The 12066-nt window shown below is 40.3% G+C and carries 8 protein-coding genes; 2 read left to right on the top strand and 6 right to left on the bottom strand.

Annotated features, from left to right (window positions below; translation table 11 throughout):
- Positions 1 to 414 precede the first annotated feature (414 nt).
- Positions 415 to 2631, bottom strand: a complete 2217-nt coding sequence (locus M301_RS00045) for a peptidase domain-containing ABC transporter (protein ID WP_013146715.1) — start codon at positions 2629 to 2631, stop codon at positions 415 to 417.
- Positions 2632 to 3087: 456 nt separating this feature from the next.
- Positions 3088 to 3360, bottom strand: a complete 273-nt coding sequence (locus tag M301_RS00040) for a hypothetical protein (protein ID WP_148218557.1) — start codon at positions 3358 to 3360, stop codon at positions 3088 to 3090.
- 240 nt (positions 3361 to 3600) lie between these two features.
- Between M301_RS00040 and istA the strand changes: the two genes are divergently transcribed.
- Positions 3601 to 5124, top strand: a complete 1524-nt coding sequence (istA, locus tag M301_RS00035; RefSeq protein WP_041359551.1) for an IS21 family transposase — start codon at positions 3601 to 3603, stop codon at positions 5122 to 5124.
- Complete coding sequence (gene istB, locus M301_RS00030; RefSeq protein ID WP_013146712.1) at positions 5114 to 5887, top strand: IS21-like element helper ATPase IstB; 774 nt, start codon at positions 5114 to 5116, stop codon at positions 5885 to 5887. Before istA ends, istB begins: the two co-directional genes overlap by 11 nt.
- Positions 5888 to 5948: 61 nt before the next feature.
- Here the strand turns inward: istB and M301_RS00025 are convergent, their stop codons facing one another.
- From M301_RS00025 to dnaA, 4 genes are all read right to left on the bottom strand, one after another.
- Entirely contained in the window at positions 5949 to 6488 is a 540-nt protein-coding gene (locus M301_RS00025) for a hypothetical protein (RefSeq protein ID WP_013146711.1), read from the bottom strand.
- 204 nt (positions 6489 to 6692) lie between these two features.
- The gene (gyrB, locus tag M301_RS00020; protein ID WP_013146710.1) at positions 6693 to 9122 is read right to left on the bottom strand and encodes a DNA topoisomerase (ATP-hydrolyzing) subunit B; all 2430 of its coding nucleotides are present in this window, start codon (positions 9120 to 9122) and stop codon (positions 6693 to 6695) included.
- 63 nt (positions 9123 to 9185) lie between these two features.
- Entirely contained in the window at positions 9186 to 10286 is a 1101-nt protein-coding gene (dnaN, locus tag M301_RS00015; protein WP_013146709.1) for a DNA polymerase III subunit beta, read from the bottom strand.
- 271 nt (positions 10287 to 10557) lie between these two features.
- Positions 10558 to 11973 carry a chromosomal replication initiator protein DnaA gene (dnaA, locus tag M301_RS00010; RefSeq protein ID WP_013146708.1) on the bottom strand — a complete coding sequence of 472 codons (1416 nt, stop codon included), beginning with the start codon at positions 11971 to 11973 and terminating at the stop codon, positions 10558 to 10560.
- Positions 11974 to 12066 lie beyond the last annotated feature (93 nt).

The raw sequence follows: 12066 nt of genomic DNA, 5'->3' as shown, positions 1-12066 counted from the left end.
TCCTGATAAAAATACAACAAACATAGAACAAATGTCGTATATCCTTGTGCAAAGTCCATACTTTATTGAATGCTCAAATTGTTGTTTTTTTTGTAAGTGTTTTAAATAGTTACTGGAAACAATAATTATTAATGCACAGAAAAAAAACAGAAACATTGGCACTTGAAATAGCAAGCTATCCTTAAAATTATTTTTAAGGATATAGCTAGAAAGACTATCTAAAGGTAATAAAAACTTTAAAAGAAAATATGATGCCACTCCTAGAATAAGAACAATATTTGACTTTTTAAAATTTTTCACTTGTATACCATCTTCTTTCATTGCAATACACTCGACTCTGCATTAATCAAACTCAATAACTCTGTAAGTCGTTGTTTTAAACTCATGCAGGAACCTCATAATTTAACTTCATATTTACACTTTCTCAGAGCCCATTTGTTTTACATAATTAGGATTTTCCTTACCCAGTATCACCGCCTCATCCACATGCAGACCCTTAGGCAACTGATGCGTTATGAAGAGGATAGTGACCTTGCCCTTAAGCTTATTCACAGTCTGTGCAAAGTGCTCCGCCGTTTGTTGATCAAGGTTACTCACGGCTTCATCGAAGATTAAGACTTTAGGCTGTTTAAGTAATGCACGCGCAATGGCTATGCGTTGCTTCTGTCCACCACTTAAACCTGTACCGTGTTCACCGACGGTGGTTTGATAACCCTGCGGCAGCTGCTCAATCGCATTGTGGATTTCTGCCAACTGACAAGCGTGAATGATTTGCTCGAAACTTGCATGAGGGTTTGCAAGCGTCAGGTTGTCGTAAATCGTGCCTGAGAAGATAACGGTTTCTTGTGGCACTACGCCAAAGTGGTTTCTCAGCTCATTGGCAGCTAGGTAACGAATATCTTGCCCATTGAGCTTGATGTTACCTTCTTGTGGTTGGTAGAAACCTAGAAGCAGTTTAGCTAATGTACTTTTTCCACAACCACTAGGTCCCATTACAACAACACAATGTCCAGCCTGAATGTTGAAGGTGAGGTTCTGATAGAGCCATGGATGCTCATCTGAGTATTTAAAGCCCAAGCTATCAACAGTGATGTTGATGGTTTGATTGGTATTGGCTCTGGTAGGGATGAGTGTCATGGGTTCTGCTGGTGCGTTCATCACATCACCCAAACGTTTCACCGCAATATCCGCTTGTTGAAACTCTTGCCATAAGCCAACTAGTCTCAGCACTGGACCAGACAATCTACCTGAGAACATCTGAAAGGCGACTAACATGCCAATAGTGAAATTAGTGTTATGCATGACTAACCATGCACCAACACAGAGAATCGCCAGTGTTTGTAATTGGTCTAGTGTATTAGCTGCAGTATTGTAGGTAATAGAGAGTTTACGACTATCAAAGCTGGCATTGAGGTAAGTGCTTAAGTAGTTGCCAAAAGTTTGCTTGAGTTGTGGTTCCATTTGCAGAGATTTAACTGTTTCCATACCTGAGACATATTCAGTGAGGAAAGCTTGATTACGCGCACCTAACATAAACTGATGATTAAGCTTGGCACGAATGATAGGGGTGACGATAAAGCTGATTATGGCTATCAGTGCTAAACCTGCGACTGAGATCAATGTGAGTTGCCAGCTATACCAAAACATGATGGCAAGAAAAACAATCAGAAAGGGGAAGTCCAACAGTAACGTCACAAGACCACCTGCCAGAAACTCACGTATAGTTTCTACCCCATGTACACGGGCAATGATGACACCTGTTGGGCGGTGATCGTAATAACGAACAGGTAAATCGAGTAAGTGACTGAATACTTTATGACCTAAAGTCGCATCAATGCGGTTACCGGTATGCAATACCAAATATTGACGCACCCAGCCCATGGCTGCAGTAAAGATCAGAAAGATAAACAGAGCCGTGGCAATGACTATTAACGTACTGGTGGTGTGATGTACTACCACTTTATCAATGACGATTTGTGTACAGATCGGCACAGCTAAACCGACTAATTGAATGGTCAGTGAAGCTAATAGCACTTCAGACCAGATACGTTTGTATTTAAGTAGTTCAGGAATGAACCATCTAAAACCAAATTCTTTTGGATCTGAGTTTTTAGCTGTTTTGTTTTGCTTGGCTGATGTGTTGTTGTTTGGTGCTGCGTTGATAGCTGAGATTGTACTGCCATCATCCGCAACTGTTTCTTCCACTTTACGTACGACTAAGAAGTCACCGGTGATTTGTTGAGCGAAATCATCAATCCCTACAGTAATAGGTTCTGCTTGATTTGGTTGAAGGACTAATAGGCGCTTTTCATCACGTCTTAGGACTAAAGCAACACCATTGATGGGTGCAGGCTGATCTTCTGTATTACCTACGGGAGTATTGCCTTCAGGTGATGGCGTAGGGTTCAATAATGCTAAACAAGGCAGACTTGCCGTTGGCAGTTGTTCTATCGAAAATTTTTTAACACTATTATTTAATCCAAAGCTTTGTAAGGCTTGCTGTAAGTTAACGACATCATATGGGGGTGGGAATTGCTTAATTAGGAGAGAGGCGTCATAAGGAACGCGATTAAGCTGACAAAAAGCCCCCGTAGCCCACACGAAGGTGTCTATATTGAGTGGTTGAGCCACTGCTTCCCCTAATGATTATTATTTGTTATTAGCTTGAGCTGCTATTTTTGGTGTGGATTTTATACACCTTTGAGTGGACTATAGCTTATTCAAAGATGTTGAACAAGAGCCCAAATGGGTAAATAAGAAATTAAATATCGATGTGGTTAAGTCGTTAAATTTTGTTAGCCATATAGCCTATATTACTCTATTTATTTAAATAACTTTTCTCATAACACTGCGTTCCGCTTAAAAAAATATTGTCTACATCCATCTATGACCGGACCACAAACTGGTTTAATTTTCATCGCCTTTAAAGACGCTCCTGGGGATATTTTCTGCTAAATAGCACTCACTGCTAACAAAATATAGGTTTTCTGGAAATTCTCTATGCTACTTTTATAAATACGTTGACCCGCCGCATACTCTTTGACTGATTTAAGAAAACTGGACTTCCCACACTACGGTGGCAAGACCTCAAAAATAATCTCGTGTGATGTCTGGCATCATTTTGGCAAAATCATCAGCGAACAAACGTCCATTTATGTTTCGCATCTCTTCCTTGAAGTCGTTTGTGGCGAAAGGCAACAGCGACAACCCCTGCTGTTCTGGTGTAGTCTTCTTGGACATGAAGGTGAATATGCCAATTTGCGCGATGACCTGACTTGTAATTTCGAACTCGTTGGCAGACGCAATTGTGTATGGCATGTCCACCAGCACATTCTTATCAATTCCTGCTTCATCCAACAATTGGCACACGTGTTCCTTTAGCATTTCGCGAACGCGAGGGCTAAATATGAACCAGTCTTCCAGCGTCAGCACCAACGGGTAGATTGGGAGGTCATTTGGCACCCAACTAGTCTTTTTGTTTAGTGCATCTTGGATTGTTGAATTGCACTCAGAATTGACCCACCTAACGATATAAATTGCACTAGAAATTGACCCACGTACCGATACTATTCTGCTCAAGCTATGAGCAGGAGAATGGGAGTGATCACCGTGGAACTATTAAGTGTAATCAGACGCTGGCATTTGCGTGATCAAATGTCGATTCGTGAGATTGCTAAAAGGACTGGCTTATCTCGCAACACCATCAAGAAATACCTGCGCAATGACATTGTTATCCCTCAATATATGGGGCAAGGACGTGTCAGCAAATTAAGTCCCTATCTAGACAAGCTGCAGCAATGGCTTAAAACCGAATCCAATCGCGGGCGTAAAGAACGGCGTAGCGTAAAGCAGCTCTATCATGACTTAGTCAAGCTGGGTTACCTTGGTTCTTATGACCGCGTGGTCGCCTATGCCAAGCAATGGCGACTGCAGCAACAGCAACTGGCTGGCACCATCGGTCGCGGTGCTTTCATTCCTCTGACATTCGCCCCTGGTGAAGCCTTTCAGTTCGATTGGAGCGAGGACTGGGCTATCATCGGCAACGAGCGCACGAAACTACAGGTTGCCCATTTCAAACTTGCTCACAGTCGCGCCTTTTACTTGCGGGCTTATCCACTACAAACCCATGAGATGTTGTTCGATGCACATCATCGCGCATTCTTATGCTTAGGTGGCGTTCCTAAGCGCGGCATCTACGACAACATGCGCACTGCAATTGATAAGGTTGGCCGTGGTAAACAACGCACCGTGAATGCAAGGTTTAAAGCCATGACCAGTCATTACCTGTTTGAAGCTGAGTTCTGCAATCCAGCCTCTGGTTGGGAGAAAGGCCAAGTTGAGAAGAATGTGCAGGATGCACGACATCGGCTGTGGCATCAAGCGCCACCATTTGCCAGTTTGGAAACGCTGAACGATTGGCTGACCGAAAGCTGTATGGCCTTATGGCAGCAAATCACCCATCCGGAAGATAGACAACAAACCATTGCAGATGTTTGGGAATTGGAGCGCCAGATGCTAATGCCCGTGCCTCAATCCTTTGATGGCTTTGTGGAGTACACCAAGCGTGTCACACCAACTTGCTTAGTCAACTTTGAACGAAATCGTTACAGTGTGCCAGCCTCTTTTGCTAATCGACATGTGAGTTTACGTGTCTATGCAGATCACTTAACCATGGTGTCAGAAATGGCTGTCATTGCTGAACACAAACGCATCATCAATCGTCATCATCGCAGTAGCGTGACGTGTTATGAATGGCAGCACTACTTGAGTGTATTGCAGCGTAAACCTGGTGCCTTACGTAATGGCGCACCATTTACGGCATTGCCTGAGGCATTCAAGCAACTGCAAACCAAGTTATTAAAAAGAGCTGGAGGTGACAGAGAGATGGTCGAAGTACTGTCGCTGGTATTGCATTATGATCAGGCACAAGTACTCGCTGCGATTGAAGAGTCATTGGCATTAGGCGTAGCGTCTAAACCGAACATCCTTAATATATTAAGGCGAATGATCAGTCCTGCGCCGCCGCCATTAGCAGATACGCCGCAACGTTTGTCATTGAATGAAGAGCCTATCGCAAATGTTGAACGTTACGATGGCTTAAGGGAGGTGCGTCATGCAGCATGAGGTGATGATGACCACTTTAAAAGGATTAAAGCTGTATGGCATGGCACAAGCGGCAGATGAGCTTCATCAACAAGGCGTACCTAGCTACGAATCAGCCCAACTCATATTAGGCAGCCTGTTAAAAGCTGAAATAGCAGAACGAGAGATACGTTCAATTAACTATCAAGTCAAGATTGCGAAGTTTCCAGTCTATCGTGACCTGACTGGTTTTGATTTTAGCCAGAGTTCAGCAAACGAACCTTTAATTAAGCAATTGCACCGGTGTGCCTTTACTGAAGATGCGCAGAATGTGGTACTGATTGGAGGACCTGGTACAGGTAAAACCCACTTAGCTACAGCCATTGGTGTTCAAGCGATTGAGCATCATCTAAAACGTGTACGTTTCTTCTCTACGATTGAATTGGTCAACACATTAGAGTTAGAGAAGGCTGCTGGCAAACAAGGACAATTGGCGTTTAGGCTGATGTATGTAGATCTAGTAATTTTAGATGAACTGGGATATTTACCATTCAGCCAAGCAGGTGGTGCTTTGTTGTTTCATCTACTGAGTAAGTTGTATGAACATACCAGCGTCATTATCACGACTAATTTAGGCTTTGCTGAATGGGGTAATGTCTTTGGAGATCAAAAGATGACAACGGCATTATTAGATCGCTTAACGCATCGATGCCATATTGTTGAAACAGGCAATGATAGCTTCCGCTATAAACACAGTACTGCACACAGTCAAAAGGAGAGAGACATCAAGATACCAACCCAATAAATTTATGCTAAATTAACAGCTAAGGGTGGGTCAATTTTAAATGCAATTGGTGGGTCAGTTATTAATGCAATTCAACAATCATGGCCATTAGCATCGCTACTGGAGCAAGGTTATAACTCTCGTCAGATTCTGAAAATGGGATATAACGGCGCTCGATGGTGTGAGCATTGATTATTTTTTTGGAAGTTTCTTTACGCTCTTCTTCCGCTGCATCAATTTTCTGTTGTTTTCTAGAGGCTTTTTCCTCTTTACAGTGTTCACAATTACAATTTTCTACTGGGGCATGAATAATGATTAGGTCATCAGAGAGATATTGCTTATGACCACAACCACTGCACTGTGCTACGCGCATTGCTGGTCTTCGGCTAGAAGACTCAGTTTTAGATCTTTTCTTGGAGAGTAAGGCCGCTTCCCCACAAATTGCACAGGCAGCGCTACATAAATCTAAAGGAAGTAAATTTATAATGCTGTTTGCAAGTGATGGTTTCATGTTGTAACTTTTGACCAAATCACTGGTTTTTTCGTTCAAATATCGTTGATAGAACGCTTCTACTTCATCAGACGTTAAGTGATTTAAATCAGCATAGTATTTTTCAGCCATATTTTATGTATTAAATTTTACTGTACTCGTATTGATCAGACATTTAAATAGATAAAAACGCTCACAAAATATCAGAGTTAATATTCTGATATTTCTTTAAACTCTACCGAATTTTTGCATTATCTATGACATGAGTTTTGCAATAAACTGGCACAGTTTGCACTTACCTTGGCACACGACAGAAATTAGCAAGAACCTACAAAACTAAATATCTAAGTTACCCACACCTAAAGCATTGCTTTCAATAAATGCTCTGCGTGGCTCTACTTGGTCGCCCATTAGTGTGGTGAATATTTCATCGGCTGCAATTGCATCATCAATCTGTACTTTAAGTAAACGACGCACGGTTGGGTCCATTGTGGTTTCCCACAGCTGTGATGGGTTCATCTCGCCCAAGCCTTTGTAACGTTGTATATTGAGGTTATGTTTCGCTTCTTCTAGCAACCAATCCAGCGCTTGTTTAAATGTGGTGATAGTTTGCTCTTTCTCGCCGCGCTTGATTAACGCGCCTTCGCCTAACAAACCTTGTAGCATCACAGACATTTTGCTAATTTGGCGATAATCGCCTGAGCCTAAGAACTCAGCATCAATCACGCAACATTGCAAATTACCATGTACGTATTTATTAATCTCTAAACGATGTGCGCCGGCTTCTTTGTCAAATCCTACAATCACATCGCTACCAATAGCACCTAGTATAGGACGTAATTTAGCAGCTGCAATTTCTGTGGTTTCTTTAGTACTTAAACTCATTTCACCCAAATCTTGCATAGCACGCAACACGCTTTCATCATAAAGCGCTGCAATTCTGCGTATGACTGCTTCTGTCAGCACCATTTGCTTAGCAATTTCAGCTAACGGTGCACCTGTAATGACTTCTGCACCTGTTTTAGTGGTGAGCTCTGCGCCTTTTAGTGCAGATTGCAGTAAATATTGATCTAACTCTTGTTGGTCTTTTAAATAGCGCTCATCTTTACCTTGTTTTACTTTATACAAAGGTGGTTGAGCAATATAAATATGACCACGTTCTACTAGTTCCGTCATTTGGCGGTAGAAGAATGTGAGCAACAACGTACGGATATGCGCACCATCAACGTCGGCATCGGTCATGATAATAATACGGTGATAGCGTAGTTTTTCTGCATTAAAGTCCGCTTTACCAATACTGGTACCGAGCGCGGTAATGAGTGTTGCAATTTCTTGCGAGCCTAGCAATTTATCAAAACGTGCTTTTTCTACGTTTAAGATCTTACCTTTTAGTGGCAAGATAGCTTGAAACTTACGATCACGACCTTGTTTAGCTGAACCACCCGCTGAGTCACCCTCTACTAGGTAAATTTCACATTTTGCTGGATCGCGTTCTTGGCAATCTGCCAATTTACCTGGCAAGCCCATGGTATCCATTACACCTTTACGACGAGTGATTTCACGCGCTTTACGTGCTGCCTCACGGGCACGAGCGGCATCTACTACTTTACCTACGATAATTTTTGCATCTGCTGGATTTTCAGCCAAGAATTCGGCTAATTTAGCTGAAACCACTTCTGATACCACTGGCTGCACTTCACTAGATACTAATTTATCTTTAGTTTGTGATGAGAATTTTGGGTCCGGCACTTTTACTGAGAGTACGCAGCAAATACCTTCACGCATATCATCACCAGTTGTCTCCACTTTGGCTTTTTTGGCAATATCACTTTGTTCAATATATTGGTTCAAAGTACGTGTCATGGCAGTGCGTAGGCCCGTTAAATGCGTACCGCCATCACGTTGTGGGATATTATTGGTAAAACATTGCACAGTTTCAGAATATGAGTCATTCCATTGCATTGCAACTTCAATAGTCATACCGTCTTTTTCACCCATTGCATAAAAAGTTTTAGGATGAAGCACGGTTTTAGTACGGTTCATGTATTCCACAAAACCTTTAATACCACCAGAATAAGCAAAATTCTCACTTTTACCTGTGCGCTGATCGACCAACTCAATTTTTACGCCATTATTTAAGAACGATAACTCGCGAATACGCTTTGCTAATATTTCAAAATGATATTCAACCAATACAAAAGTTTCTACTGAAGCTAAAAAGTGAACTTCGGTACCACGCTTTTCAGTTGTACCAGTTTGCACGAGTGGTGATACCGCAACTCCGCGCTGAAACTCCATTTGATGCACTTTACCTTGGCGGTATATCTTTAAACGCAACCAATCAGATAAAGCATTAACTACAGAGACACCAACACCATGTAAACCGCCAGAAACCTTATATGAGTTTTGGTCGAACTTACCGCCTGCATGCAGTTCAGTCATCACAATTTCAGCGGCTGAGCGTTTAGGCTCATGCTTATCATCATCTTTAATGTCTGTAGGAATACCACGGCCATTATCAGACACGCTGATTGAGTTATCAGAATGAATCGTGACTTTAATATCATCACAATGACCAGCCAATGCCTCATCAATCGCGTTATCTAGTACCTCAAACACCATATGATGTAGGCCTGATCCATCAGACGTATCACCAATGTACATACCTGGACGTTTACGAACGGCATCTAAACCTTCAAGAATTTTAATGCTTGATGAATCGTAATCTGGAGATACTGGTTTTAGTTCTGGTTGATTTTCAGCCATGCTTTTTGTCTTTTTATAAATATATATTTGGGTTTAATTGAGTGTTTCACGTGAAACATGCGCTTATATGCGCATTGGCATAACTACGTATTTGTAATCAGTATTATTTGGCACAGTGATTAAACAGCTACTATTTGCATCAGCAAATGAGAAAGTTGCTTGTTCGCTACTGGTGTTATTTAACACATCAATTAAATAGGTAACGTTAAAGCCTATATCTAAGCTATCACCTGCGTAATCGATTTCCAGTTCCTCTTCAGCTTCTTCCTGATCGCTATTGGTGCTGATTAGCTTTAAATTATTATTACTTAGCACCATACGAATACCACGGTATTTTTCGTTAGATAAAATTGAAGCACGCTGCATTGCCAACAAAACCCCAACTCTATCCGTAGTAAATGAGTTTTGATGACCAGTTGGAATAACACGATTGTAATCAGGGAACTTACCATCAATCACTTTTGAGATTAATTTAAAGTGACTAAAACTGAAATTTACTTGGTTACTGGCTAATTCAATCTGTACATCTTCATCACTATCATCTAACAGCTTGATTAATTCAATCACAGTCTTGCGCGGCAAAATGACATCTTGTTTGTCATAATTTTGTTTAAGTTCGGTTGAGGTAAAGCTTAGTCTATGGCCATCTGTACCCACAATATTTAAACGATTCGCAACCACTTCGAATAACAAGCCATTTAAATAATAACGAATGTCTTGTTGCGCCATTGCAAACTCAACTTGCTTTAACAAATCCTTTAACTGACGCTGACCTATCGTTACCAAAGTGCTTTCACCTTGTGTTTTAGTCATGACAGGATAATCTGCTGCAGGCAAAGTTTGTAGGTTGAATCTACTTTTGCCAGCTTTTAAAGTAATACGACTGTCATTAGTCGCCATATTAATTTCTGAGCTATCTGGTAATGAACGACAAATATCTAATAATTTTTTAGCTGATATTGTTGTTGAAAAATCACCTGTGGTTGCACTTTCTATTGAAAGCGATATTTGCATTTCTAAATCTGTAGCAGTTAGATGAATTTTATTTTGTTTAGCCTCTAATAACAAATTAGACAATATAGGTAAGGTATGTCTTTTTTCTACAATACTAGTGACAGAAGTCAAAGGCTTTAACAATGTTTCGCGGTTGATTTGTATATTCATCTTTATAACCTAAATAATATATATATAAATAATAACAATAATAATGTTGCAATTTTCTGTTGATAACTGATTATTTTTTAATTAAATCAGTATGTTAATTCTAATTTTTTTATCTTGATAAAAGCATATTCTACTGTGGATAATTTGTTGAGTAAAAAATGAAATTCACAAATACACAACCTTATCCTATTTTTATCCACAGAAAGTTCATAACTTAACTTTGCAGTTTATTGCACTACTATTCAATTTTAATTCAATCTAAATGGTATTTCTAATCTCTAATAACTTGTACTAAAAAGCTAATATCACGTGTAAATGTTGGATCATTTTGCCTTAATAAATCTACTTCATCACATGCATGCATTACCGTGGTGTGGTGCCTACCACCGAATGCCTCGCCAATCTCTGGAAAGCTATGGTTAGTAAGCTCACGCGATAAAGCCATGGCAATCTGTCTAGGACGCGCAAAATTACGTGTACGCTTCTTGCTGTACATCTCAGCGACTTTAATTTTGTAATAATCAGCAACGGTTTTTTGTATATTTTCCATCGTTACCTGCCTACCGCGAACAGCTATTAAATCACGAAGCGCATCTTTTGCTAAATGTACATCGATACTATGGCCAGTAAATTTCGCCATAGCAATAATACGATTTAGCGCACCCTCTAACTCACGTACACTGGAGCGTATTTGTTTAGCTATGAAAAAAGCGACGTCTTCAGGTAAGTTTAAATTAACCGCTTCCGCTTTTTTTAATAGAATAGCCACACGCATTTCAAGCTCCGGTGGTTCTACCGCAACGGTCAAACCCCAGCTAAAGCGAGTGCGCAAACGTTCATCTACATCGATAATTTCTTTAGGGTAAGTATCGCAAGTAATGACAATTTGTTTTTTCGCTTCAATCAGTGAATTAAATGCGTAGAAAAACTCTTCTTGCGTCCGTGTTTTCTTTGCAAAAAACTGAATATCATCAATCAACAATAAATCTAAAGAGTGATATTGGCGCTTAAACTCATCAAAAGCTTTGTGTTCATAAGCTTTTACCACATCAGTGACATAACGTTCTGCATGTAAGTAACGAATTTTGGCATCAGGATTATGTTTTTTTAACTCATTGCCAATGGCTTGTAATAAATGCGTTTTACCTAGCCCTACCCCGCCATAAATAAACAACGGATTGTAGGCAGTGCCAGGATTTTCAGCGACTTGTATGGCTGCAGCACGTGCTAATTGGTTAGCACGGCCAGTGACATAGTTATCAAAATTAAATGCACTATTTAAGCCGGAACTGACTTTGGAGGACTCACTAGTTTTTTTATTGATATTCTTAGACGTAGAAATCGCTTGGCTAATTTGACTGATTTTTGATTCCATCAAATTAATATTAGTGCTAATTTCAACTTTTGATGTTTGTTTAGCTGCTGGTTTTTCAGCGCTATTTTTTTGATCTGAATCAGAAATGACAAAATCAATTTTAATATTGGCTAAATGTAAATCATGCGCAAACTGCTCTATTTTTTTAAGAAAACGTTCTTTCACCCATTGCATGACAAAACGATTAGGCGCGACTAAGCGCACCGCATTACCCTCTACTTCTGCGTGTAGAGGTTTAATCCAAGTGTTAAATTGTTGCGTTGAGAGCTCTTGTTCAAAACGACTGAGACAAGTTGGCCAAAAATTTTCCATCTATCGTGATTTACCTAGGTATTTAGTTTGCAGATCAATCGTCAGCAAAAAATTAATTGTTAACTATTTGTTTTTATTGTAATTAATAATATA

The organism is Methylotenera versatilis 301, assembly GCF_000093025.1.
In the GTDB taxonomy this organism is placed as follows: domain Bacteria; phylum Pseudomonadota; class Gammaproteobacteria; order Burkholderiales; family Methylophilaceae; genus Methylotenera; species Methylotenera versatilis.
Note: the sequence above shows the minus strand (reverse complement) of the source record. Positions and strands in the feature narration are given on the sequence as shown.